Consider the following 24,729-nt stretch of genomic DNA (forward strand, 5'->3'; position numbering starts at 1 on the left):
TTATTGCATTATAACGGTCGATACAATGAATAAAAACAACACAGGTTTAATTGGCCTTACTACTTTTCTTTTTTTACTCCTTTTTTCGCTAAACTCTTTCGCACACTTTAATCCCATTGTTAATCGCAGTTTTCACGTGGTATTCAACCCTTCTCAATCGGTTCAGGTGTACGCACGCATTCCTCTACCTTTACTGATTATTCACCCTCAATGGGGCGGTATAGACAGTGGTGAAGCATTGCCTTGGACGGAATCCAAACTGGTTGATAGTCAATGGCGGTATTATTTGGATAACGACACTATCGATTCCCATTGGGGTGAGTTTACGGAGTTTGTACTTGAGGCGTATTCAATAAATACAATTTCGGGTACCGATTTGAAGCCTTATGTTAAAGAGATTAGTGTTCATTCTGAACACTATAATCGAGGGTTCTCTACGTTTGAGTCCGCAACATCGGCATTTGATGGTCGTAATAACATTACATTTGCCGACGACAAAGAAGTATTCGATGCCGTTGTTGACGTTTATTTTGAAATAAACAGTGTTAATGCAAGGCAAGATTTTATTATTGAAAGCCAACAAGGGAAGGATCTTGGTATCGAAAATCGCTTGTTTAATCATGTTTCTTTCTACGAGCGAGACTCAGCAGGCGACACGCAAATAATCGACACACAGCATAATCTTGGTTTGCTGAGCGAAAGTTATCATTTCGAAAGACCTATTGTAGACAAAATTGCTACTGCCGTGTATCACGGTATAGAACATATTGTGCTGGGTTGGGACCATTTATTATTTGTAATTTTATTGGTGTTGGTTTCGGTTTCTGTAAAGCAAGTTATTCAACGTGCAACCCTATTTACCATTGGTCACAGTATTACTCTAACCATGGGGGTATTTGGTGTTGTACCCGCTGTTGATTGGTTTATTCCGTTGATTGAATCGTTAATTGCGGCTTCTATTCTGCTTGCGGGTGTTTTTATTTTATTGAACCAATCATCAAGATTTAATTTAAAAGTCTGTTTTGTACTGGGTTTAGTGCACGGTTTTGGTTTTTCATTTGTCTTAAAAGAAGGGATTTTTCAACAGCAATCCATTGATTATTTTAATTTATTTGGCATTAATTTAGGAATTGAAGTAGGTCAGGTTTTAATTTATCTCGTCGCGTTCCCGTTGCTGTATTTAATGCAAAAATATTGTACGGTCAATACTTTGCTTGCCCGAAAAGCAATGGTGATTCCCTGCGTTTTTATATCGGGATATTGGTTGGTTTTGCGACTTTTCGAAACCTCTGAGTTTGTATTATAAGAGCGTTGCATAGTTTAATACTTTTTATAACACGAAACTCTGATTAACCTAGAGTTTCCGGTGGCGCAAGGATGTGTCGCCAATTTCAAGAGCAGTAAGTGATTGAAATTTTGAAAAAATTGAAAATCGCATTATCAATTTCTGTCTTCTGATTAAATCATGGATGTGTTAATCAGAGGTTCCAGCAGTCTTTATCAAGCATCATTATAAATACGTTAAAAAAAGGCGGGCAAATGCCCGCAAAGCAACAACTGTGAAACGCAGTTTCGGCAGCTTAAAGCTCTTTTTGCGCCATTTGTTTTGCGATGTATTCCGCTTGACGAATGGCAAGAGCAACAATGGTGAGGGTAGGGTTTTCGGTACCGGCGGAAGTAAATTGGCTACCGTCGGATACGAATAAATTTTTAATGTCATGACTTTGACCCCAGCGGTTTACTACACCGTCGCGAGCTTTTTCACTCATGCGATTAGTGCCCATGTTATGACTCGCTGGATAGGGCGGTAAATTATTGACTTTTAATGCGCCTATGGATTCAAATAATTCTTTAGAGCGTGCGTATGCATGGTTACGCATACGAGTATCATTAATATGATCGGTTTTATAAACCACGGGTACGGGTAAGCCATATTGATCTTTTTCGGTCGGATGCAGGGTAATATTGTTCGACTCAACCGCCATATCTTCACCGCAAATCCAAAAGCCTGCCATATTGTCATAATTTGCTAATGAGCTGGATACTTCTCGACCCCAACCGCTTTTTCCCGGATTTAAAAACGCCGACATAAACGGCAAACCTAAATGGAGAATTTCTAATTCATAACCGGCGAGATGACCACGTGAGGCATCATGGTCTTGCCACTCTTTAACGATACCGGGCACCACCGTACTTTTGTACATATGTACGGGTTTTTCGAATTCTGCATACACGCCTCCAGTAACGTGGGTCATATAGTTTTGTCCTACTTGACCGGACGAGTTTGCTAGGCCGTCTGGAAACAAATTTGATGCAGAATTTAGCAACATGCGTGGTGATTCAATAGAGTTACCGGCAACGGCTACTAGGCGAGCTTTTTGAAAATGTTGAGCGCCTTTTTCATCGGCATAAAGAACACCGGTGATTTTTCCGTTTTTATCGTGTTCTATTTTTAATACCATCGAATTTGGGCGTAATTCCATGTTTCCGGTGGCTTCAGCCCGCGGAATTTCGGTGTACATGGTGGACCATTTCGCGCCGATTTTGCAGCCTTGCATACAAAAGCCATTGACTTGGCATGACGGACGGCCGTCGCGGGCCTCAGTATTAATTGCTAAGGTTGCTTGCTCACAGTGGGCGCCTATTTTTTTCGCACCGGCTGCGACAACCTTGTAATGATTACTTTCACCGTGAAATGGCATTCCTGTCGCTTCTGTGCCGCAAACACCCATTTTCTTTTCGGCTTTTTCGTAGTACGGCGCCATTTCTTTTAGGCTAATGGGCCAATCCAAAACATTAGCACCAGGCACGGTACCTAATGTGGATTTCATTTTAAATTCGTGTTCTTGAAATCGCATGGCAACACCGGCCCAGTGCATGGTGGCACCGCCAACGCCTTTAACAATCCACGCAGGTAGATTTGGAAAATCGGAAGCAAGACGTGACGGACCATCGACAATGCGTTTATCCAGCCACGAAATTTTATCGAACATGCGCCATTCGTCGTTTTCGATATCGGCAAGAGTAAAGCGTTTCCCCGCTTCAAGTACCACCGAGCGTATGCCTTTTTGCGCGAGCTCATTTGCGAGTGTACCACCGCCGGCACCCGAACCAATAATTACTACAAGGCTATCGTCGTTGAGGTCAAATTTTGTTGTCATTATTATGTACTCCGTTGGTCTCTTCTTTAAAGCCAGTCGATGTCGTTATAGCCGCGGCGAATGTAACCACCTTGTTCCCACGCAGAGCCGCCATAGCCAAAGTGTTGCCACAATTCTGGATTGTTATAAATTCCCATCATTAAATTGCCTTTAATGGTTTGGAAAAAGCCGCTGTTTTCGATCGCACGCAGCACTTTCACGCGATCGGCTTCAGATTTAATATCCACAAAGTCTTTGCCAAAATATTTTTGGCTGAGTTGATCTAAGGTGTTAACACCTTCGAGAAGCTTCTCTTTTAATTGTGGATCATTATCGGCTTTGTCGGCTAATGGCAGCATGACTTGGCTGTAGTATTTATCGTCTAGCTCATCGTGTGGGTAGATATCGCGAGCCATTCGATGCAGTGTTGCACTGGCTTTTTTACCAACGGCTTTTGCTGCCCAAGTATTTGCGGAAAATAAACCAGAGCTGGCTAAACCGATTCCGACCGTGGTAATGCCGGCTTTATTTAAAAATTGACGGCGTGATAGCGATGTAGGACTGTTTGAAGCAGTGTTATTTGATGTAGCGTTTGGATCTGAAGATTTAACATTATTATTGTTATTCATGTTGAACTCCTCCCATATTTCCGAGATAACTGGAATATGGGTTTTTATTATGAATGTCTAATGATTATTATTTAATGTTGTAGAAGTGTTTTGTTTGTAGCTGTCTAACCAATCTTCCATAGAATCTATTATTTGAGGTTCTATTTTTTTTGTAAGAGCGATACCCGACTCTTTAAGGATTTCATCCAGTGCTATGTGTTTGTCCTCCTCAATAAAATAGTTGATGTCATTGCGTTGATAAAATTCATTACAAATTTGCCAAAGGTATGTTAAAGGGCCTTCGGTTAAAATAGCGGCTTGTACTAAAATTGCTACGTCTTGGTTAACGCTATCTACGGATTTTATTTGTCGCCAACGTTGTGCAGTACCAGCAATTTTTTTGTTATTAACAGTGACATTGTAATCACCGTTACAAAAGGCTCCGTTTATCGAACCGTAGCTCGCATTAATTCCTAGGCGTGATAATACATGAATAATAGGTTGGCAAATTTCTAAATAACTGTCGCGAATCGATACCGCTTTTTTGGCACTTCGAAAAACAATCGCCACATTGAGCATTCCGGGATATTGCGGTGTTAAATCGCCACCGGTCTCTCGTAATACAATAGGCCAACCAATATAATTAAAGTATTTTTGCGTTAACTTAAAGTTGGCTTTATGAGAAAAACTTTTTGGAACTACCAAAGACTGCTCGCAACGCCAAATTAAAAAATCGGCATGTGTTTCGCCGTCAACCACCGATTGCAATAAATTTAATTCTAAATCTAAACCTATTTTTGCGTTCAAAATAGGAATGTCGCTTACACCTTCTTTCAATTTGGCTGTTGAAAACTGTGTTTGCTTCATGGCGTTAACTCTGTTCAATCGCATTACATAGGTCTGTTAAAAAAGCACCTGCCGGAGCACCATCAACAGCTCTATGATCAAAAGTAAGCGATAATCCCATGATCTTGCGAATAGCAATACTCTTGTCTGCCATCACCCAGGGTTTGTCTTTGGTTTGGCCCACGCCCAAAATAGCGATTTGCGGAATATTGATAATGGGTGTGAAATGACTAACACGCGACAAGCCTAAATTACTGATGGTAAAGGTTCCTCCCGTCATTTCTGGAACGGTAAGTTTGTTTATTTTCGCTCGCTGAGCTAAATCTTTTCTCGCGTTGGCGCGGGTTTCTATATCCATTTTATCGGCGTTAAAAATGGTCGGTGCCACCAGTAGATTGCCTGGCAAGGCCATCGCCATACTTAAGTGAATGTTTGAATACAAATGAATTTCTTTCGGTTCAACTCGGCCATTTAAATCGGGATGTTGTTTTAATGTATTGATAACAACATCGGCAATTAAATCTTCAACCGATATTTTAATACCCGATTCTGCGAGTTTGGCTTTTTTATCGAACAAGGCCGTTGCATCACATTCGGCGTGATGAGTTAGTTGCGCGGCTTCATCCAAACTCTTGCGCATGTTGTTGGCAATCATCGCGCGCACGCCGCGTAGTGGAATTATTTCGGGTTCGATATTTACAGATGCCGTCATAGTTGTTTCTCTATATTGCTCGATAATCAATTGGAAATTCTTTATGAAGACTTCCAGAAATACTCTTGAATTAAGGAATTAGCGATACGTCCTTGTGTCGCCGAAAACTCTGGTTTAGTGAGAGCGTTTCAAAATTTATGCGTTTTTAACGTTTACGCAGTAATAGTGGCAACCACGTCACCCTTTGCGACAACTTCGTCAATGTCTTTGCCGATGGATAAAGTGCCGCTTGCAGGAGCAGAGAGTTCGTGCTGAATTTTTTCTACCATTAATTCCGCAATAACGTCTCCTTCATTTACCGAGCCGCCGTTACTTACAAACCAACTGGTAATGACGGCTTCGCTGTCTTCTTCCCACATATCTTCAGGAATACGTACTTCAATAGACATATCTAGTTTTTCTCCATTAATTCAAAGGCGGTGATAATTTTTTCTGCGTTTGGTAAGGCCCATTGCTCCATGGGTCTTGCAAACGGGATGGGAATATCCGGATAAGCAACCCGTTTAGGTGCTGCTTTAAGAGCAACGCCTTGTTCAACAACTGAGGTGATGATTTCGCCGGTAACACCGTAGCTGTGATAGTCTTCATCAACCACAATTAAACGTCCGGTTTTTTTCACGGAATTAATAATGGTTTCGCGATCCAAAGGTACCAATGATCGAATATCAATAACTTCTGCGCTCACACCACGTTCCGCTAACGTGCGGGCGGCTTTTAATCCGTGGTGCACACCAGAGGTTAAACCCACAATGGTTACGTCTGTGCCTTCTTTGACGACGGCAGCTTTACCAATGGGTATTTCGTAGCTTTCTTCAGGCACATGTACAATCGCGTCGCGTTCTGTACCCAACCAACCCATGCCTTGCAAGGCTTTATGGAACATAAAAATAACTGGGTTATCGTCGCGAATGGCTGCGGTCATTAAACCTTTTGCGTCGTAGGCGTTCGATGGTGCGACGACTTTCATACCTGGTAAGTGCGCAAAGGTTGCGTGCAAGCATTGCGAGTGTTGACCGGCATCGGAATAGCCGCCACCGGTTGAGGTCATAAGTACTACCGGAACCTTTACTTCGCCGCCGGAAAAATAGGTATTTTTTGCCATAGAGTTATAGATGGCATCAAAGCAAACACCGAAGAAATCGACGAACATTAATTCTACAATTGGGCGCATGCCGTCAGATGCCGCGCCCACGGCGGCACCCATAAAAGCGGTTTCAGAAATTGGTGTGTCGCGAACGCGCTCAGCGCCAAATTCATGGAATAATCCACGGGTGTTGCCAAAAACACCGCCCAATGGTCCGATATCTTCACCCATGACAAATACGCGTTCATCGATACGCATTTCTTGAGCAATTGCCTCGGCCATAGCGCGCGCAATTGTCAATTTACGTTCTTTGGTTGCAACGCTCATCGAGTGGCTCCTTTTCTTGTTATTATCATAAAAATGATGAATAGAATTACGTGAAACTCTGGCTACTTTTTAGAGGCAGTTGAATTTGTGTGTCTCAATAAATTCACCAGAGTTTATTGTGTTGATTCTGTTGTAGATCTTGTTGCGAATTAAATGCCGGGCGTAACAATGATTTTTACGTTTTCTTCTTTGTTGTTTACCAGCTCTTCAAAGCCATTTTCAAGAATGTTGGCGAGTTGAATTTTTCCGGTAATTAACGGTTCTACATCTAAACGGCCGTCGGCAATAAACGCAATGACATCGGCAAATTCACCGTTGTAGGCTAAAGATCCAATGACTTGTTTTTCGGTAGAAACAATATCGAAGAAATTAAATTGTGTCGGTTCTTCAAAAATACCGACCATAACGCAACGACCCGCTTTGCGAATCGAATCTATTGCCACTTGTGCGGTTTTAGTAAGACCAATACATTCAAAAGAAACGTCTGCGCCATAGCCACCGGTGAGCTTTTTAATTTCGGCAATGGCATCAACTTGGCTTGGATCGATAACTACTGTTGCGCCAACTTCTAGGGCTTTCGCTTTGCGGGCTGAGGACATTTCAAGCGCAATGACGCGAGCAGCGCCAGCGGCTTTGGCACACATAATCGTACATAAGCCAATGGTTCCTGCACCAACAACGACGACGGTTTCACCCAATAAATTACCGGCTTTTTTAACCGCGTGCATACCGACCGCTAAGGGTTCAATTAAGGCACCGGCTTCAGTTGGAAAACCTTCGGGTAATTTATACAAAAGATTGGCCGGAACATTGACGTATTCGGCGAAGGCGCCGTTGTTCATTAATCCGGTAAAGGCAAGACTTTCACAGATGTTGTACATACCGTCTTTGCAGTAGCGACATTCACCGCAGTGTTGGCAGGCATCGGCGGCAACACGTTCGCCAACTTCGTAACCTTTAACGCCTTCACCAACGGCTACGATTTCTCCGCTAAATTCGTGACCTAAAATGCATTGGTCTTTAATGCCGGTCAGAGGATGAGGTTCGTTCATGGGAATAAATACGGGGCCTGCCACGTATTCGTGTAAATCTGAGCCACAAATTCCGCACCAGTGAACTTTAATTTGTACCCAGCCAGCTTCTGGGCTACCTGGAACAGAAACTTCTTCTAAGCGAATGTCTTTGCGGCCATGCCATACGGCGGCTTTCATGGTTAACGCTTGATTCATAATGGTTATCTCCGAGAGGAAAGAATTAATTTCGAATTATTGTTATTAAACAAACACTTTCTCTAACGCTTCTTCTACTGGTGCGTACTCGCTGTTTCTGGCGAATTCAATAGCAGCATCGACTCTTTCATGGGCTTTTTTCACCATGGCTTCATCGTCGCTATTGCTCCAATCAAAATTGGCCGCTAGATGCTCACGGAATTTTGGAATGGGATCTTTTGCAAATAACGCATCTTTTTCACCTTTCGGGCGATAGCCTTCGGCATCTCCCATAAAGTGACCTGCCAATCGATAGGTTTCGATTTCGATCAAACTTGGGCCGCCACCCGAACGTGCTCGTTCTATGGCTTCACCGGCTGCTTCGAAAATAGCAATGGGATCGTTATTTTCTACGGCATAACCCGGCATTCCATACGCGGCAGCGCGCTGGTCGTTCCGCTCAATGGCGGTGGAGGCCGTTTTGGCAACGGAAATTCCCCAAGCATTGTCTTCAATAATAAATACGACCGGTAATTTCCAAACCGACGCCAAATTCAACGATTCGTGGAATGCGCCTTGGTTTGCCGCGCCTTCACCAATATAGGCAATCGCCACACCTTCTTTATTTTGCAATTTACGCGATAGCGCAGCGCCTACGGCCGGGCCCATGCCTTGAGCGATAATGCCTGAACACGAAAAATTTACCTTGGCATCAAAGATATGCATGTGGCCGCCGCGACCGCCGGATAATCCTGTGGCCTTGCCGAAAATTTCCGCCGTCATTTTGTTGAGGTCTACACCTTTGGCAATGGCAACGTGGTGTGGACGGTGGGTTGAAGTCACAATATCGGTTGCTGTTAAGTGCGCGCACACTCCTACAGCGCAGGGCTCTTGACCATTGGATAGATGCATCTCGCCGGGAATAGGGCCATTGGCCATATTGAACGCTGGCGATTTGCCTTCCATATATATTTTTTCGATGGTTTCCTCGAAGTAGCGGCTAATGAGCATGTGCTCATACATCCACAGCTGTTGTTCCCGATTGGGCTTCATGGAAATCACTCCTTTGTTATTGTCGATGTGTGGAGACCACTGCAACAGAATTCCAGTGGAATAGCTGGAGCAGAGCAACCGACGTACCAAATGATTAATTCATTGATTTATAAGGATTAATTTCAACTTGCAGACGCGAGTCGATGAACTTGAAAACAGTGTGTATCAGCCGATGCGACACTTTTTTGAAACACTGCGACACTTTGATAATTAATTGAACAGTATCAGTTAGAATCAATTAACAGAGTCTTTTTATATCGATAAAACAGATTGGTTCTTGGGTGATAACGGTAGACAAGGGTGATTTCCCGATCATAGAATGAGACAAATAATAAAAATTACATGAATAAAAAGCCGCTACCATGACTGTACAAGAATCTTTTCCATCTCAAAATTCGCGCGCAGGTCAATTGCCTCGTAAATCCACTTTCAGTGAAATAAAGCGATCCTGGCAGCGTTGCACCGAACAATATCATTTAGAACCCGGTGCCAATATTGGCATTCCCAAGCTCAGCCAACATGAAATCACCAATGCCCGTGAAGCATTGGATGAATTACTGCACGTGGCGAATCCGGTGTTAAATCGCTTGCGGCAGTTAGGGGAAAATTCCGGCTATTGTGTGCTGATCTCCGATGCCAATGGTGTGGCTTTGCGCCAATTTATCGATACTCAACGTGGGCGGGAGTTAGCCGACAGCGGTTTAACGGTTGGAACGGTATGGTCTGAAAATTTGGTGGGTACCAACGGTCTTGGCACCTGCTTAGCCACGGGCGATTCGTTAACGGTTTATGCCGATGAACATTTTGATCGTAAATTTCGTCGCTATAGCTGCTCTACAGCACCGTTAATTTCACCCAAAGGCGATATTATTGGCGCTTTAGATATCTCCACCTACGCTCGCGGCGATAAATTAGGTCAGGGTCTAGCTCTCAATATTGTCTGCGAAACCGCCGATCAAATTGAAGCGGCTATGTTTAAATCGGCCTACGCGAATTACCATTTAATTTCGTTAGTCTCATCACCCTTAGTTGATCCGGTGCAATCGAACGCAATATTGGCGGTGTGCGACTCGGGCATGATTTTGGGTGCGACAACGCAAGCATTACTGCAAATGGGATTTGTCCGACGCGATTCTTTGGTGGGTCATGGTATTAAAAATATCATTAATGGCTCGCTTGAAGACGTTGTGCAAGCACCGCAGCCGTTACTTTCGAATCATTACGCTTGGTTGATGTACCAACGCGCCCCCAAACCGAAATCCATCGACGCTGGTCATTATCGGTCTTCAAAATTAATAACCAACAAAAAAGATTCGCCACTGTACGATGCCGCTGGTAGTGATCCGCTATTATTAAAAAATGCCGATATTTGCCATCGAATTATTAATCGCAATATTAATGTGCTTCTGCAAGGCGAAACTGGAACCGGAAAAGAAGTTTGGGCTCAAGCTATTCACAATAGTAGTGAGCGTAAAGATAAGCCGTTTGTAACTTTAAATTGCGCGGCCATTCCCGAGTCTTTAATTGAAAGCGAATTGTTCGGTTATAGCGCCGGTACTTTTACCGGTGGTTTAAAAGGCGGAAAAGTTGGCAAAATAGAAGCCAGTAATGGTGGTACCTTATTTTTGGATGAAATTGGCGATATGCCGTTGGCGTTGCAGGCTCGTTTATTACGAGTTCTAGCTGAACAAGAAATTACGCCGCTCGGGCAAATACAAGCTAAAAAGGTTTCACTTAATGTGATTTGTGCTACGCACAGAGATTTACACGAAAAAGTTGCTCAAGGACAATTTCGCCAAGACCTCTATTATCGTATCAGTGGTGTTAAAGTTTTATTGCCGTCGTTAAGAGAACGCAGCGATAAAATGGAATTAATTGATAAATTATTGTTGGAATTAACTCACGGCCAAGGTGCTCAACTAACTGAATCTGCCGAATACGCGTTAATTCACTATCAATGGCCGGGTAATATTCGCCAATTAAAAAATACGCTTCATTATGCCTTATGTATGTGTGAAAACGCAGTTATCGACGAAAACTGCTTACCCGCCGAGATACTTAACCACGGTGCGACTTTTGCCAATTACGGCGTTGATAGTTACGGTGGCGACGTATTTGAAGGCAGTTTTAGTACGGATTTTTCCAACGAATCGAGTGTTTTTAATTCGCACTCCAATCCGGCAATTATGTCGCCTTTGCCTCAAGCCTCTTGTGCATCAAAAATTCCCCAACGGCATTCTGTTTTTACTGACGTCAGTTCCCAAACTCCAACCGAAGCGAGCAAAACCGAAGAAGAAATTCGCATCATCAATGCGTTAGAGAGTCATCGCTGGGTGGTTAGTAAGGCAGCAAAGGCTTTGTCTATGAGCCGTTCAACCTTACACAGAAAAATTAACAAGTATCAGATTTATAATAAGTCACATTAAATAGCGCTCTGGCTTTTACACGGAAAGTGAGAGCATCTTGTTAAATTTATGACCAGCCGCAAAATATTAAGCGTATTTAATGGTTTGTTGGCTTAATTTGCTCTAGATCGCGATGGCCCGTTCCAACTTTTTTTGATCAAATCCCACAGCACCACTGTGCTGTTCTAGTCGAGTAAATTGCAGTTGAAATTTGCTTCTGTGCAAATTCGATTCGAAAATACGAATTTTGCGATTTAATTTTATCGCATTTTGTATCAGTTTCTGTTTAAAAGCTTCGTTGGTTTGCGCGCCGAAATAAATCTCGGTAAGTTCGCTGGGTATAAATTTAACAGAACTCCAACCTTCATCTTTAGCTTTTTCAAGGTTCTCAGTCGTATTGGGCATCAATCGAAAACATCGCCATTCTTGTTCCGCGGCAAATTGTTTGGGTTTCATCAGTAATTTGGCTCGAAAGGAATCCGTAGACAACTCGACACGTTTTTTCGAGCCGATAATATCGAGCATTTGCTCTTCTAATGTGCTGATTTCCGGTCGAACATCAGTGTAATTGACTCTGGTGGCGTCGCTTAGGGAGCTGTTTTCGGCGCAGGAAAATCGCAGGGCAACACCTTGATGATTATCGGCGTAGTAGCGCCAGCAATTTAGGCTATCGATACGAGCATGAAGTGAGCAGATGCGAACACGTAAGGCGTAGTTGCGCCATTGTTTTACCTGCTTTGCTAGTGATTCCCGTCTGGCTTCAACCACTTGCGCGAGCAGCCCTTTAATCACACCAGCGGCTTCTTCCTCGTCACTGAATCTCTGCTCAGCCCGCCAGCGTCGAATGGCTTGTAAGACTTGACCTTCGCCGACTGGAGTATCGGATTGGAAGATCAGCCGCAACGCTTTTTTGGTCAATGCATCCAACAGCTCGCTATGGCTGAAACGCAATTGGCTATGGTAATCAAGCTCGCACGTATCGTTGAATAAATGTGGGGCATTCCAGCGAAGCGAGTGCGTGGCGAGGATTTTATCCGCTGTCTCGGCACTGCAAAACTTAATTAAAGAGTTAGGCGTTTGGATGGCCACGAACTATCCTTCTTTACACGTTAACAATCACTGGTGCCCCACGAATTGACTGTGCACTGGGCAACAGTTCTTGTATCGGCATTGCCGTGAATTTGTTTACTGCCAAGTTGGCTAAGTTGATATTTTTGTTGATATTGGATGGGTTGTTTATCTCAATCTTGATCGCAATCGCTAGAAAAGATCGTTTTCATTACGAGAAGTTGAGCAATCCAATCCTAATCCGCGTTAAAATTCGCGCTGCGGCTTGTTCCTTTATCGAATAAAGCTTAGCGTAAAATTTCTAAAAGTTTTGAGGAGTTGCTGTGAATCTCACGGGAAGCCATATTCTTTCTATTTCTCAGTTTGATCGTGAATCTATTGATCGTATTTTTGACGTTGCCGACACCATGGCTCCTTACGCGGCGCGTAAAAAGGCTACTCGTGTCCTAGAAGGCGCGATTTTGGGCAATATGTTTTTCGAGCCAAGCACGCGAACGCGCGTGAGCTTTGGTTGTGCGTTTAACCTTTTAGGTGGCAGTGTACGAGAAACCACCGGCTTTGAGACTTCGGCTATCGCCAAGGGCGAGTCTTTATACGATACCGCGCGTGTGCTTTCTGGTTACAGCGATGTTATTTGTATGCGCCATCCTCAAGCCGGCTCTGTGGAAGAGTTTGCCCAAGCCAGCCGGGTTCCGGTCATCAATGGCGGTGATGGCCCCAACGAGCATCCGACCCAAGCGCTTTTAGACTTGTACACCATTCGTCGTGAACTCGATGGCAAGGGTCGGCAGATTGACGGTTTGCGCATTGCCATGATTGGTGATTTGAAGTTTGGTAGAACCGTACACTCTTTGGCAAAATTATTAACGCTCTACAAGAACGTTACCTTGGTGTTGGTTGCACCCAAGGAATTAGCCATGCCTGAGCCCATTGTTGAGATGCTGCGTGAGTGCGGCCACAAGGTCACCATCACCGAAGAATTATCGGAAAGCATCAAGAGTGTTGATATCGTCTATTCAACACGCATTCAAGAAGAGCGCTTTACCAGTAAAGATGAGGCCGATCTTTATCGAGGCCGTTTTCGTTTAAATCAGGCCATCTACACGCAATTTTGCGAGCCTAATACCGTCATTATGCATCCGTTGCCACGCGATTCTCGAATGGAGGCAAACGAGCTCGATAACGATCTTAACCAAAATCCTAATCTTGCTATTTTCCGCCAAACCGATAACGGTATTTTGGTGAGAATGGCGTTATTTGTCTTGGTTTTAGATGTTGCCAATCTTGTTGATCAATACTCTCACGATGTACGTTGGTTTACCGGCAATCGTTAATATTTTTTAGCTGACCATAAGGTTATTCGTGTTTTTATTGACGAAAGTCGTTACCCAATAATTAACGCGCGTTAATTCACCTTATTTATGAGCCACCGAATTGTTCGGTGGTTTGTTCCACTCATGCAGTATTTTTTTACCCTCTCTGAAAACGTAAGTAAAAATTAATGGTGTAATTAATGGCGTCAGAATTTTTAATATTAATTACTGATGCGTCATTTGTTTTACACAACTCAGTGATACCGTTAAATCTTAGGGTATTCCTAAGAAATTCTTGAATAACGTTTCTGTGATTTAAACCTAGGGCAGAGGATGTAAACTGGAGATTACCTAGTGTTTCCTTTAGGAACCTCTGATTAACTCATCCATGATTTAATCAGAGAACAGAAATTGAAAATGTGATTTCCAATTTCTTCACAATTTCAATCACTTACCGTTCTTGAAATTGGCGACACATCCTTGTGTCGCGAGAAACTCTAGGTTAATCAGAGTTTCCTATAGTTTTTTGAAAAAAATCAAAATAGGCAGATGATTTTTGAGTGATTAATCAAGTCTTATTCAATTTGATCGACGATCATTTTTGAATTTTGATTATTTTAAATAAGTAAATCGAAAAATCATCTGTTAAACGATGGTTATGTAAATTGGTTATGTTTTTGAGATTCTTGCTGCCAATGCAACTTACATAAACAAATTTTTTGTGAACGAATAGACGCTTTGAATGTTTAGATTTTTCTATGATTTTAAACAGGTACTTCAGCAGGTTTTCTAAAAGATTATTTACTGTTAAGTTTCACTTAATATTAGATCGATAAACTCCTTTTTAAGTGTTAAACCAAAACAGTTATTCAATTATTAAATTGGTTTGTTTGTTCCAATATTTTTTGAGTTTTCTTAATTTTCGCAAGTAGACGCGAACAATATGTAATTAAATTGGGGAAATTTAAATTAAACACTGATGGTAACTATGCCAGCATCGTTTTGATTCTAGTTGTTCAATTTTTGTCACTCAACGCGCTGTTGGTTTTGCTCATAGATTCAATGCTCAGGCGAGTACATAGGTGTAGATAAAGATGTCGCAAAAAAACAATAAGTGGGTTTATAGAATCACCTTGTCCTTAGCGACAATCGCTGGACTGTTTTCCTTAACCTCTCACGTGAGCGCTGAAGACTCGCTTACTCAGCAAGACCATCGCTGGATTTTAGCGAAATACGATTTAAACGGTGACGACACCATTACCGCTGAAGAAATTACGTCTAAAAAGCACAAAGTGTTTCAATTTATGGATGCCGATAACAGCGGCAGCGTTAGCATTGATGAATACATTTTAAGTGACACTATGCGTCGCGAAGCATTGCTTAGAGCGCGCTTTGATAAATTAGACTTAGACCACGACGGCACCATTGATGACGCTGAGTACACCTCGTATTTGGGATTATTTGCCAGTATTGATGGCGACGGTGACGGTAATTTAACAAAATCAGAAGTGATGGCGTCACAAGCCGAAACAGTTGAATATAAAACCCGCTGTGTTTGGGTGCTGTGTTTGCGAACCCAAAGTAACTGAGTTCGCAGTTAAACAAAGCTGTTAATCAAAAACGTAATCGGATAAAAAACTGTGGTGATTGCTGATTTTATAACGGTGATTACTGGTTTTGAGCGCCGCTGTTTTCGATGCGTCTAAAGAGCGCACCAATACAATCAACCAATTTTTGCGAGCGGTTTTGCTGGCGCATCGCTTGAAGTAAATGTGGGCGAAGCTCGGGCAAGGCCATCAGATCTGCAATCACGCGAATAAAGGTTTCATCACCGAGTTTTGCCAGCAACTCCAAAAACTCCAGTCCTAAACTAGCGTCTGCCAAATCATCGCAGCAACGCGAGGCGATCGCCGCAACTACTTCCACATCAACCGTTTCCATCACCGCCATGGATTTGGTCAGTGCTTGATGGCGCAATCCCTTGGCTTGACTGAAGGATATACCGCGAATGGCTGCGGCAATGACGCCTTTTGTCTGCTCGGGTTGTTTTAACTCTTCGTGTAAGCGATTAATCAAAACCTGTGTGAGTGCAGCGTCGATCTGCTCGTGCTCAAGCAGTTGCCCGAGTCCAACAAAGGCTGGTGCTGGCACCGACTTTAAAGAATTGCGCAACAACTCTTGATTGTCTTGCCAGCGCGCCGCCACATCGGCCAGACCCTGAATACCAAGATGTTGCCAGCCTTCATCGGAGGGTGACTGTAGATACTTGAGTGTGGTTTCATAAAAACGGCTTGGCGGTCTTTTCAGTTGCGCGCTAATTTTCGAGTGAAAACTGGCTTTGCGGTCTTCGGGTAGATCAAACGCGTAGGGATTGTTCTCTAACACCGCGTGCAACTGCTTACCGGTTTTTGCTGCGTGCCAGTTGGTGCCCACAGAAATTAGCAGCTGTTGCAGGAATTTGTCGCGGTCGGCGGGAATGAGATAACCTTGTTCATCCAAGGGTAGTTTAAGTGTCCACACCATGGGACTGTCTACGTTGGTCTTTCCCCAGAACACCACACCGATCCAGGCGCTTTTTAGGTAGGGTAAAGGATAGGGTTTTTCTAATTTATCTGCGCTGGTGAACTCACTGCGTGACAGCGAGCGGATTCTTCTACCCAAATCGTAAAAACGTGCTTGTGCACCAAGGTATTCGAAAAATCCACAAATACCTTCAACCTTGGTAACCATCTAACTCCTCTCAACTCTACTCTGGATCAATCGCCGCTACTGTACTTAACTGTTGTTGTACTTAATTGCTTATGTATATAGGAAACTCTGATCAACCTAGAGTTTCTTGCGACACATGGATGTGTCGCCAATTTCAAGAACGGTAAGTACTTGAAATTGTGAAGAAATTGGAAATCGCATTGTCAATTTCTGTCCTCTGATTAAATCATGGAAGAGTTAATCAGATGTCCCTACAAAAGATCAGCGAGATTGCTGCAAAAGGGGCAGTATTACAGTTATAGGCGTAAAGTGGTAGGCGAGTTGTTTGGTAAGGCTTGTCAGTTGTCGAAATAATGTTAGTAAAAACAGAGCGCTAGACAATTTTCAATTTGCAGAATAAACAATTGCTGTGCGGATGTTTGTCTATACTTAAGTTGATATCTTGTTAATCCGCTAAATTGCTAGGGTTTTAAATGACCGACATTCTGCCATTTCGACAATCGCCCAACGCGATTGCGCATTGCTACCAAAATGCTCAGGTCGATTTGAAATTGATGCTCACCGGACACGTTCATCAAGCAATTCCCGATGTTGCCCAAAAAGCTTACCAAGAACATTGGCAATGTTTGAGTCAGTATGGCTCTGAGCGGTTTGATATGTTGTTTGATAAGAGTTGGCTGGTACGGCAAGGATTTGCTGAACTGATCGACACCGAACCCGAGAGAATTGCTCTTGCCAGCAGTGTTCACGAGCTGTTTGTGCGTTTTCTGTCTTGTTTGGATTTAAAAAAGCGTCCCCGAATTCTTACTACTCATCGCGAGCATCCGTCTATTTTGCGGCAACTCATTCGCTTGAAAGAGCAGGGTTGTGAGCTGGTATTTATCGACAGTGATTACGCCACCTTGGTGGAAAAAATCTCTCAAGCCATTGATGATAAAACCGCGGCGGTATGTATTTCGTCGGTGAACTACGTTACTGGTCATCAAACCTTTGAGCTGGACACGCTACCGCCTATTTGTGCCAACTACGGTACCGAGCTGTTTGTCGATGCCTATCAAAGTGTGAATGTACTGGAATTCTCGATAGCCGATTACAACCTTGAAACCGCGTTTGTTGCCGCCGGTGGTGGCAAGTATTGTCAGATGGGCGATGGCGTGTGCTTTATGCACGTACCCGAAGGCTCGGACTTTCGCCCGGTGATTACCGGTTGGTTTGGCTCTTTTGATCCCGTGTTGGATTCGCCAGCCGCAGAGCCTCTGGTGTACGCCGATGGCGCCTGCCGGTTTGATGGCTCCACCACCGATGCGTTACCGCATTTTCGCGCCGAAAAAGTCTTTGAGCACTTTAAGCGCGAAGGCTTAACACCAGAGTTACTTTACGAAATTAACCATCATCAGCTGGGCTATTTAGTGACCGAGTTTCTGCGACAGGATTTCGACCCTAAGGTGATTCGCATGACCTCGTCGGTAGAGTACATGGGTGGCTTTGTCTCTTTCGCTACCCGTATCGCACAACCACTGCATGAACGTATGCGAGATATTGGTGTTATTTGTGACTATCGCGAAGATTTTCTGCGCCTTGGGCCTGCACCTTACTTGTGTGATGAACAATTGCGCGATTCGATTACGGCTATGAAAGAAGCCTTGGTATCACTGGGTTATTGAGCGCAGCATTTCTTGTATTTTTTGCCGCTCCCACAAGGGCAGTTGCCGTTTCGGTCTGGTTTAATATCATCCATGGCCAAACCTTGGGTGAAATACCATAGGCCGTCGATTTTTTGAAAGTGCGAGTGTTCGTGATGCTGGCGTAGCGTTTTTGGTGCGGACTCTTGCTGGCGTTGGTAAAACGCAACGAACTCGACTTCACCTGAAGTGTCTTTTTCAGAACCTTTTTTGGTTTTAAGAATTTTCAAGCTGCACCAAATTTTGTCGGCGCTGTATTGCTGTATCTCTTCATTTGGGTCGCTGTTTAAAGCCGTCCTAGAAAGATAATCCCATCGCTGAAAGACAAATGCACAAAAGCGTGAGCGCATTAACGCACTGGCGGTATCTGCGTTACTGCGTCCTTCTAAGAGCGGTTCGCAGCATTGCTTAAACGGTTTTCCACTCTCGCAAGGGCAGGCATCTTGTGCGGTAAATTGTTGATTATTTTGAGTGGTAATCATTTTGAAATTTCTGTATGTTTGCGCGTTTTCGCCAGTGGTCGGGCCTTTTTAGGGCATCGCTATTGTCGTTTCAAGTGCAGACACATTCAATCGGGCAAAAGCAAACTTTTACATGGTAAATTTTGATGATATTCGTCCTTACGAGGACCATGAAGTTAGGCCAACCATCAAAAGACTGTTGAGGGATAAGGAGCTGCTTCAAGCGGTGGCTCGTTTTCGTTTTCCGGTTTTAAGTCAAAAAGCACCTTGGTTGATGCGTCCTATCGTGCAACTGTATTTGCGTAAGCAATTTGGCGGTGTAAGTACTGTGCTCGAAGTTCAAACCACTATTGAGCGCTATGTTAAGCGAATGCTTGATACCAGTTCTCGTGGTCTTACGGTTTCTGGCATTGAAAAGCTCGATCCTAAGCAAAACTATTTATTTATCAGTAATCACCGTGACATCACCATGGACCCCGCCTGTGTAAATTGGGTGTTGTTCCATCATGGTTTCACCACATTACGTATTGCGATTGGCGACAACCTACTGTCGAAGCCTTACGTTTCAGACTTAATGCGTTTGAACAAAACCTTCATCGTAAATCGCTCGGCAAAGTCGCCGCGCGAAAAGCTCAAGGCCGCTAAGCATCTTTCGGCGTATATTTTCCATTCTTTGACCGTTGATCAATCTAATATCTGGATTGCCCAGCGCGAAGGGCGTGCTAAAGATGGCCGCGATATCACCAATCCGGCAATCATTAACATGCTGACGCTCAATCGCCCCAAGACCGAGGCGTTTGGTGATTATGTGCAGACGCTAAAGATTGTGCCCATTGCAATTTCTTACGAATGGGACCCCTGTGACGTCGCTAAGGCTCGCGAGCTGTATCACACACGAGTGCTGGGCAAGTACGTAAAAGCCGAGCACGAAGACGTGGCCAGTATTGCCGCTGGTATTTCTGGGCAAAAAGGTCGCATTCATTTGGCTTTTGGCGATGTTTTAGGCAGTAATTTTGAATCCGCCGAAGACGTTGCGGCTGAGCTTGAGCGCCAAATTCAAAGTAATTATCAGATTCATCCGAGTAACCTTGCGGCCTATATTCGCTTGCACGGTGAAAGCCCAGATATTTTATTAGCCAAAGAAAGCTTCGAACCGGCCCAGTACAAGGCCGATGAAGAAGAGCTTTTAAAGCGTGTTTCTGCGCTTCCCCAAGAGCAGCGCGAAATCTTCTTGGCCGGATACGCAAACCCGGTAGTGGCTAAGTTTGCCTTACAAGAACAGGCTCGCGACCCTAATCTTGCACTGTCGCACGGCTGATTCTTACGCCAAGCATTGCCAACTTTGAGTACCTTGGGCGAATTTTATTAAGCATGCCCTAGGTACTGCGATCTAAAAGCGGTAAATTTACCGCTTATTCCTAACTTTGCGATTCCAATCCTGTTCATGCTCAGCGACGATATCAAAAAAACCATTCAAGGCGCCTACAGTCAATTTTTGAAAACCCGCGGTCTACAAGCCCGTTACGGCCAAAAATTGATGATCGCTGAAATTGCTCGCACCTTGATGGCCGTTGAGATGGACGACAATCACCAGCGCCGAAATGACGGCCATGTGTGTGTGATTGAAGCGGGTACAGGAACGGGCAAAACCGTGGCCTATCTACTTGCCGCTATTCCCATTGCCCAGCTTCTCAATAAAAAGCTGGTGATATCGACGGCGACCGTCGCGCTGCAAGAGCAGATTATCTACAAGGATTTACCCGAACTAAAGCAAGACAGTGGCTTGGAGTTTTCTTACTGTTTGGCCAAAGGGCGAGGTCGGTATTTATGCTTAACCAAGCTCGATAAGATGCTCTACGATCAGCAGATTACCAGCGATCCCACCCGTGCTCTTTACGAAGATGAGCAGCCAGATTTAAGACCCGAAGACATGGCGTTGTATCAAGATATGATTAACGCTCTTGCCAGTGGCGATTGGTCTGGCGATAAAGACGACTGGAAAGACGAGCTTGAAGATAAATTGTGGTTTCGCGTTACTACCGATCATCGTCAATGTACGGGAAGACGCTGCTCAAACGTAACGCAATGCAGCTTTTTTAAAGCCCGCGACAACATCGGTAACGTTGATGTAGTGGTTACCAACCACGATATGGTTTTGGCCGATTTAGCCCTGGGTGGCGGTGCGGTTTTACCTGCCCCCGAAGACAGCATCTATGTATTTGACGAAGGCCACCATTTGCCCGACAAGGCGTTGGGTCACTTTTCCCACCATTTGAGAGTCATAAGCACTACGCGCTGGTTAGATCAGTGCATGAAAAGCGTGGGGCCGATTCTGAACGACTTGGGAGAGTCTGCCGAGATCAGCCGTTGCGTAGAATCCTTACCTAACGATCTTAACGCCACTAAGGCCAACATGGAGCGTCTGTGGCCTCTGCTGCAAAACTTAGCGGGGGATTTAGCCGACAGCAATGAACACAGCCCGCGCTATCGCTTTCCTAGCGGTGTGGTGCCCGAAGATTTGCAAACCTTGGCCGAAGAATTACGCCAAGACTTTTCGCGTCTATTGGCTAAGTTTGAAAAGATCGCTCGCGAAGCCGACGAATTATTAGAAGATCGACACGGGCCAATTCCTAAAGCAGACCTAGAAAACTGGTTTCCAGTATTTGGTCTGTGGCAAAGTCGCTGCGAAGCCTGCGTGCAATTATGGGCCAGTTACGCCATTGCCGATCAAGCCTCCTCAATGCCTAAAGCGCGCTGGCTGACGTTATTTGATACCGGCGCCTATGTTGATATTGAAATCTGCTCTAGCCCAATTTTAGCGGCCAACAATCTGCAAAATCATTTATGGCGCTCGTGTTATGCGGCGGTGGTAACCTCTGCAACCTTAGCCGCACTCGGACATTTCGAGCGATTTCGTATGCGTTCTGGTACACCCGAAAATTCGGTTTACCAAATTGTGCCCAGTCCGTTTAACTTTGCCAACGCGGTATTTTCGGTGCCTAAAACTGCCACGGATGCGGGAAATGTCGCCGAACATACACAATCTATTATCGAGCAATTACCGCAATTAATAGATCCCTCTCAAGGCAGTTTGGTTTTGTTTTCGTCGCGCAAACAAATGCGTGAAGTTTTCGAGCAATTACCGTCACGATTACAAAATAGTATTCTGGTCCAAGGTGAGCGCTCCAAACAAGAAACCATTCGCTCTCATAAACAACGTATTGATGATAATGAAGGCAGTATTTTATTTGGTTTAGCCAGTTTTGCCGAAGGCTTGGATTTACCGGGAAAATATTGCACACACGTTATTATTGTGAAAATTCCGTTTTCCGTTCCTGACGATCCCATAGAGGCAGCGTTGGCGGAATGGTTAGATTCGCGTGGTGGTAATGCGTTTATGGAAATGAGTGTGCCTGATGCTTCTATTAAGTTAGTGCAAGCCTGCGGACGATTACTTAGAAAAGAAAGCGACGAGGGTAAAATTACCTTATTGGATAAACGTCTGTTAACTCGCCGCTACGGTAAGGCGTTGCTTGAAAGTTTACCGCCTTATAAATACGATTTTAGTTAAGCACGCTTAGGTAAACATTTTTACTAAAGGAAACTCTGATTAACCTAGAGTTTCTCGCGACACAAGGATGTGTCGCCAATTTCAAGAACGGTAAGTGATTGAAATTGTGAAGAAATTGGAAATCACATTTTCAATTTCTGTCCTCTGATTAAATCATGGATGAGTTAATCAGAGGTTCCTAAAAACATTGTTACTAAAAGAAATTCGGATTAAATCACTGACGTTCTTGAACTTGGCGACACAGTCTTGTGTCGCTGGATATTCTAGCTTAACCCGAGTTTCCAATTTTTTAATCATCCCATTTAAAACCACTTAGCCTTCTGGTTCTACTTCGATTTGTTCTTTTAACTCTTTTTGTAACGGGTCTTCATTGGGTTCATCCAATAAAATATCTTCGGTGGTGGGTGCTTCAACATCGGTTTGTTTAGCGGTGCCAGTGGTAATGAGATTTTCTAACTCTGGCAGCTGAGCGAGTAGTTCTTCTTGCGTTAATTCTGTGGCAATTTCATTGCCTTGCAAATCGAGAACATTGTATCGAGTGCCTTTATCGGTATTGAGGATTTGAATTTGGTGTTCATTGGTGGCCAGAACTCCTGTTGGATAAGATGAATTATCTTTTGCAGCGTATCCCATAGACGTCACTAAAAGACCTGCTAGCAGTAAACCGGTTTTTGTTAATGAAATTTTTTTTGAGAAAGTCATCATAAGAATATGCTCTTAAAGTTGTGTTAACGGCACATGTGTTTGTTATTATTTTTGATGTTGATTTTTAAAAAACGTTCTATTTAAATTTCAGTAGAGAAAAGTCTGATTAACCTAAAATCTACGGCCGCATACGGATTTTTCGCTCACGCAAAACAATATATGCAATACGACAACTAAGAATCGGAACGGGTTGTCAATTTAGAAGCGACTTTTATCGAATAAGAATCTTGGATGTTTAAAAGCGCCAAAAACAGTAGCAGCCTGGTTAGAGTTATAAATTTTAGTGCTTTTTGTATTTTTTGAAAGTTTATTCGACCTCAGCTAGTGCGTATTAATTTCTGTAAATTAAAGTCGAATTTTTAATATTATAAAATGGATTATTTAAATAATTTTTGATGGCTATTCGTTTGATAAGCATGTGTTTGATAAGCATGTGTTTGATAAACATGTGCCTTATAAGTAAACGTCATACAAATAAGCATCTTACAAATGTCTGCTGTTATAAATATCTACAGTTATAAATGGCTGGCGTGTAAATAAACACCATACCAATAGGTACTCTTAAAGCCAATAATGCTGCACGATGATCGTTGCCTAGTTTTTGGTTAGGTTAGTGTTTTCTGCATTAGTCCGTTAATATATCGAGTGGATATTTGCCTTTACGTGGTTCGTTTTACGGTATTTTGATCGCTGTTGGTGCGAACTCGACTGTCGGCCCAAAGTATTTAATGAATCAACGTTAAAAAGGGTTTGTTGTTTAAGATTCAGTTTTTACCATTGATTTAGAGCGGCCAATCTTCGTGTTAAAAGGTCATTAAGGCGCGGTTCGTTGCCCGGCATTAAAGCACTTAGAATTAACTCAACGGGAGCATTTAATTGCGTTAAATAAAAAGTCGCTTTTTCGCAAACTTGTTCTTCTAACAATGTTATAAATGACAAAGCACTTTGTTCGAGTCGTTTGCTTAAATCGCAAGGCGTTAAGGATAAAAACTCCGCCACTTCTTCCAGTGTGCATGTCGCAAAATTCAACCTCTGACTAATAATTTGTTTGGCGTGAGAGATAAAATCGCCGTTGGTAAGAATTTCGCTGTTTAGGGTTTCTATGTGTAATTCTATGTCTTTTAGCAGCTCCCGATCTGCTGTGACAATCGAAGAATCTAGGTATTTTGCATCAAAGGTTACACCGTCAAAGGGTTGATCAAATTTAACGGCGCAGTCAAAGAAGTTTTGATAGGTTTCGTAAAAACGCCCACCCGGATTAGCAAAGCTAAAGCTTACACTGCTTGGTTGCCATTCCGAACCATTGAGTTGCAGTATCAAATGATACATTTGTGCGGTGCCAAACAGGCTGCGTTGGTGATAATGGTGGCCATCAATTAGGTCGTGTATTTTAAAAATACTAACGTTATTGCCTTCTGTGCTGGATTGCCATGGGCCAGTGTCGCGATAAAAAGCAGAATATTCGTTCGCTTTTAACAGTGCTTCGCGGAAGTTTTGGCACAACGACATAACTCGTGTCGGAATACCAAGGTGTGGAGTTTGTAGGTGATGAGCCATTAGCAAGCCTAAATGCTTGCAGTGCATATCGTTGGCGATGTGCTCAAGTAGGCAATTGAAGAGCTGCGACGGAACGAATACGTCTGGATTTTTCAGTAAATCAGGCGGCAAACCCAATTTAATGACTTCATCTAACAAGTCGAAGCCTAGGTCTTTAGAAGCCGCTTCTAAACTCAGTAGAACATCTGTGTCTTGAGATACTATTTGCTTCATGTGGGTAACGTCTGCATTCACTTTTACAAATCCATTTTATCAGTTTGAATAACAGCAAATCTTGTTC

At 43.5% G+C, this 24,729-nt stretch carries 20 protein-coding genes; 7 read left to right on the forward strand and 13 right to left on the reverse strand.

From position 1 onward, the window contains the following. Positions 1-25: 25 nt before the first annotated feature. Entirely contained in the window at positions 26-1,306 is a 1,281-nt protein-coding gene (locus ACYQ28_RS04320) for a HupE/UreJ family protein (protein ID WP_460048318.1), read from the forward strand. A gap of 274 nt (positions 1,307-1,580) precedes the next feature. Here ACYQ28_RS04320 and ACYQ28_RS04325 read toward each other — a convergent pair whose 3' ends face one another. The 8 genes from ACYQ28_RS04325 to ACYQ28_RS04360 form a co-directional block, all read right to left on the reverse strand. Beyond that, the gene (locus tag ACYQ28_RS04325) at positions 1,581-3,161 is read right to left on the reverse strand and encodes a GMC family oxidoreductase (RefSeq protein ID WP_460048316.1); all 1,581 of its coding nucleotides are present in this window, start codon (positions 3,159-3,161) and stop codon (positions 1,581-1,583) included. A 26-nt stretch (positions 3,162-3,187) separates the two neighbouring features. Then, the gene (locus ACYQ28_RS04330; RefSeq protein ID WP_460048315.1) at positions 3,188-3,769 is read right to left on the reverse strand and encodes a gluconate 2-dehydrogenase subunit 3 family protein; all 582 of its coding nucleotides are present in this window, start codon (positions 3,767-3,769) and stop codon (positions 3,188-3,190) included. Positions 3,770-3,826: 57 nt separating this feature from the next. Further along, on the reverse strand, positions 3,827-4,615 hold the full coding sequence (locus tag ACYQ28_RS04335; RefSeq protein ID WP_460048313.1) for a lipoate--protein ligase family protein: 789 nt from the start codon (positions 4,613-4,615) through the stop codon (positions 3,827-3,829). Positions 4,616-4,619: 4 nt separating this feature from the next. After that, positions 4,620-5,306: a 2-oxo acid dehydrogenase subunit E2 gene (locus ACYQ28_RS04340; protein ID WP_460048312.1), complete on the reverse strand. Its 687-nt coding sequence runs from the start codon at positions 5,304-5,306 to the stop codon at positions 4,620-4,622. 152 nt (positions 5,307-5,458) lie between these two features. Then, positions 5,459-5,695, reverse strand: coding sequence for a biotin/lipoyl-containing protein (locus ACYQ28_RS04345; RefSeq protein ID WP_460048310.1), 237 nt, complete (start codon positions 5,693-5,695; stop codon positions 5,459-5,461). Between the two features lie 2 nt (positions 5,696-5,697). Continuing rightward, complete coding sequence (locus tag ACYQ28_RS04350) at positions 5,698-6,717, reverse strand: alpha-ketoacid dehydrogenase subunit beta (RefSeq protein ID WP_460048309.1); 1,020 nt, start codon at positions 6,715-6,717, stop codon at positions 5,698-5,700. 149 nt (positions 6,718-6,866) lie between these two features. Continuing rightward, positions 6,867-7,946: a 2,3-butanediol dehydrogenase gene (locus ACYQ28_RS04355; RefSeq protein ID WP_460048307.1), complete on the reverse strand. Its 1,080-nt coding sequence runs from the start codon at positions 7,944-7,946 to the stop codon at positions 6,867-6,869. A 45-nt stretch (positions 7,947-7,991) separates the two neighbouring features. Next, positions 7,992-8,978 (reverse strand): thiamine pyrophosphate-dependent dehydrogenase E1 component subunit alpha, encoded by a 987-nt coding sequence (locus ACYQ28_RS04360; protein WP_460048306.1) that lies wholly within the window; start codon positions 8,976-8,978, stop codon positions 7,992-7,994. Positions 8,979-9,340: 362 nt separating this feature from the next. Between ACYQ28_RS04360 and ACYQ28_RS04365 the strand changes: the two genes are divergently transcribed. Then, positions 9,341-11,404, forward strand: a complete 2,064-nt coding sequence (locus ACYQ28_RS04365) for a sigma-54-dependent Fis family transcriptional regulator (RefSeq protein ID WP_460048304.1) — start codon at positions 9,341-9,343, stop codon at positions 11,402-11,404. Positions 11,405-11,506: 102 nt separating this feature from the next. On the opposite strand, the gene ACYQ28_RS04370 is transcribed toward ACYQ28_RS04365, so the two are convergent. Next, entirely contained in the window at positions 11,507-12,472 is a 966-nt protein-coding gene (locus ACYQ28_RS04370; protein WP_460048303.1) for a DUF2971 domain-containing protein, read from the reverse strand. A 302-nt stretch (positions 12,473-12,774) separates the two neighbouring features. On the opposite strand from ACYQ28_RS04370, the gene ACYQ28_RS04375 reads away from it, so the two are divergent. Both ACYQ28_RS04375 and ACYQ28_RS04380 read left to right on the forward strand, forming a co-directional pair. Then, on the forward strand, positions 12,775-13,785 hold the full coding sequence (locus tag ACYQ28_RS04375; RefSeq protein WP_460048301.1) for an aspartate carbamoyltransferase: 1,011 nt from the start codon (positions 12,775-12,777) through the stop codon (positions 13,783-13,785). Positions 13,786-14,858: 1,073 nt separating this feature from the next. Then, on the forward strand, positions 14,859-15,353 hold the full coding sequence (locus ACYQ28_RS04380) for an EF-hand domain-containing protein (protein ID WP_460048299.1): 495 nt from the start codon (positions 14,859-14,861) through the stop codon (positions 15,351-15,353). Positions 15,354-15,432: 79 nt separating this feature from the next. Here the strand turns inward: ACYQ28_RS04380 and ACYQ28_RS04385 are convergent, their stop codons facing one another. After that, complete coding sequence (locus tag ACYQ28_RS04385) at positions 15,433-16,494, reverse strand: DUF3549 family protein (RefSeq protein ID WP_460048298.1); 1,062 nt, start codon at positions 16,492-16,494, stop codon at positions 15,433-15,435. A gap of 452 nt (positions 16,495-16,946) precedes the next feature. Here ACYQ28_RS04385 and ACYQ28_RS04390 point away from each other — a divergent pair, with 452 nt between their 5' ends. Continuing rightward, a complete protein-coding gene (locus ACYQ28_RS04390) occupies positions 16,947-18,137 on the forward strand; it encodes an aminotransferase class V-fold PLP-dependent enzyme (RefSeq protein ID WP_460048297.1) in 1,191 nt (396 codons plus the stop codon). On the opposite strand, the gene ACYQ28_RS04395 is transcribed toward ACYQ28_RS04390, so the two are convergent. After that, positions 18,131-18,637 carry a YchJ family protein gene (locus ACYQ28_RS04395; protein WP_460048295.1) on the reverse strand — a complete coding sequence of 169 codons (507 nt, stop codon included), beginning with the start codon at positions 18,635-18,637 and terminating at the stop codon, positions 18,131-18,133. The two genes, ACYQ28_RS04390 and ACYQ28_RS04395, sit on opposite strands and share 7 nt — an antisense overlap. A 112-nt stretch (positions 18,638-18,749) precedes the next feature. Between ACYQ28_RS04395 and ACYQ28_RS04400 the strand changes: the two genes are divergently transcribed. Both ACYQ28_RS04400 and dinG read left to right on the forward strand, forming a co-directional pair. Continuing rightward, a complete protein-coding gene (locus ACYQ28_RS04400; RefSeq protein WP_460048293.1) occupies positions 18,750-19,934 on the forward strand; it encodes a 1-acyl-sn-glycerol-3-phosphate acyltransferase in 1,185 nt (394 codons plus the stop codon). Between the two features lie 126 nt (positions 19,935-20,060). Next, positions 20,061-22,187, forward strand: a complete 2,127-nt coding sequence (gene dinG / locus ACYQ28_RS04405; RefSeq protein WP_460048292.1) for an ATP-dependent DNA helicase DinG — start codon at positions 20,061-20,063, stop codon at positions 22,185-22,187. Positions 22,188-22,499: 312 nt separating this feature from the next. On the opposite strand, the gene ACYQ28_RS04410 is transcribed toward dinG, so the two are convergent. Both ACYQ28_RS04410 and ACYQ28_RS04415 read right to left on the reverse strand, forming a co-directional pair. Beyond that, entirely contained in the window at positions 22,500-22,892 is a 393-nt protein-coding gene (locus ACYQ28_RS04410) for a hypothetical protein (protein WP_460048291.1), read from the reverse strand. A 771-nt stretch (positions 22,893-23,663) separates the two neighbouring features. Beyond that, positions 23,664-24,662, reverse strand: a complete 999-nt coding sequence (locus ACYQ28_RS04415; RefSeq protein WP_460048289.1) for an AraC family transcriptional regulator ligand-binding domain-containing protein — start codon at positions 24,660-24,662, stop codon at positions 23,664-23,666. Positions 24,663-24,729 lie beyond the last annotated feature (67 nt).

Source organism: Sessilibacter sp. MAH1 (assembly GCF_054658315.1).

What these genes read in the sequence shown, in the direction of transcription:
- ACYQ28_RS04320 (WP_460048318.1), top strand. Translation starts at nt 26, where the DNA reads ATGAATAAAAACAACACAGGTTTAATTGGCCTTACTACTTTTCTTTTT.
- ACYQ28_RS04325 (WP_460048316.1), bottom strand. Translation starts at nt 3,161, where the DNA reads ATGACAACAAAATTTGACCTCAACGACGATAGCCTTGTAGTAATTATT.
- ACYQ28_RS04330 (WP_460048315.1), bottom strand. Translation starts at nt 3,769, where the DNA reads ATGAATAACAATAATAATGTTAAATCTTCAGATCCAAACGCTACATCA.
- ACYQ28_RS04335 (WP_460048313.1), bottom strand. Translation starts at nt 4,615, where the DNA reads ATGAAGCAAACACAGTTTTCAACAGCCAAATTGAAAGAAGGTGTAAGC.
- ACYQ28_RS04340 (WP_460048312.1), bottom strand. Translation starts at nt 5,306, where the DNA reads ATGACGGCATCTGTAAATATCGAACCCGAAATAATTCCACTACGCGGC.
- ACYQ28_RS04345 (WP_460048310.1), bottom strand. Translation starts at nt 5,695, where the DNA reads ATGTCTATTGAAGTACGTATTCCTGAAGATATGTGGGAAGAAGACAGC.
- ACYQ28_RS04350 (WP_460048309.1), bottom strand. Translation starts at nt 6,717, where the DNA reads ATGAGCGTTGCAACCAAAGAACGTAAATTGACAATTGCGCGCGCTATG.
- ACYQ28_RS04355 (WP_460048307.1), bottom strand. Translation starts at nt 7,946, where the DNA reads ATGAATCAAGCGTTAACCATGAAAGCCGCCGTATGGCATGGCCGCAAA.
- ACYQ28_RS04360 (WP_460048306.1), bottom strand. Translation starts at nt 8,978, where the DNA reads ATGAAGCCCAATCGGGAACAACAGCTGTGGATGTATGAGCACATGCTC.
- ACYQ28_RS04365 (WP_460048304.1), top strand. Translation starts at nt 9,341, where the DNA reads ATGACTGTACAAGAATCTTTTCCATCTCAAAATTCGCGCGCAGGTCAA.
- ACYQ28_RS04380 (WP_460048299.1), top strand. Translation starts at nt 14,859, where the DNA reads ATGTCGCAAAAAAACAATAAGTGGGTTTATAGAATCACCTTGTCCTTA.
- ACYQ28_RS04385 (WP_460048298.1), bottom strand. Translation starts at nt 16,494, where the DNA reads ATGGTTACCAAGGTTGAAGGTATTTGTGGATTTTTCGAATACCTTGGT.
- ACYQ28_RS04390 (WP_460048297.1), top strand. Translation starts at nt 16,947, where the DNA reads ATGACCGACATTCTGCCATTTCGACAATCGCCCAACGCGATTGCGCAT.
- ACYQ28_RS04395 (WP_460048295.1), bottom strand. Translation starts at nt 18,637, where the DNA reads ATGATTACCACTCAAAATAATCAACAATTTACCGCACAAGATGCCTGC.
- ACYQ28_RS04400 (WP_460048293.1), top strand. Translation starts at nt 18,750, where the DNA reads ATGGTAAATTTTGATGATATTCGTCCTTACGAGGACCATGAAGTTAGG.
- dinG (WP_460048292.1), top strand. Translation starts at nt 20,061, where the DNA reads ATGCTCAGCGACGATATCAAAAAAACCATTCAAGGCGCCTACAGTCAA.
- ACYQ28_RS04410 (WP_460048291.1), bottom strand. Translation starts at nt 22,892, where the DNA reads ATGATGACTTTCTCAAAAAAAATTTCATTAACAAAAACCGGTTTACTG.
- ACYQ28_RS04415 (WP_460048289.1), bottom strand. Translation starts at nt 24,662, where the DNA reads ATGAAGCAAATAGTATCTCAAGACACAGATGTTCTACTGAGTTTAGAA.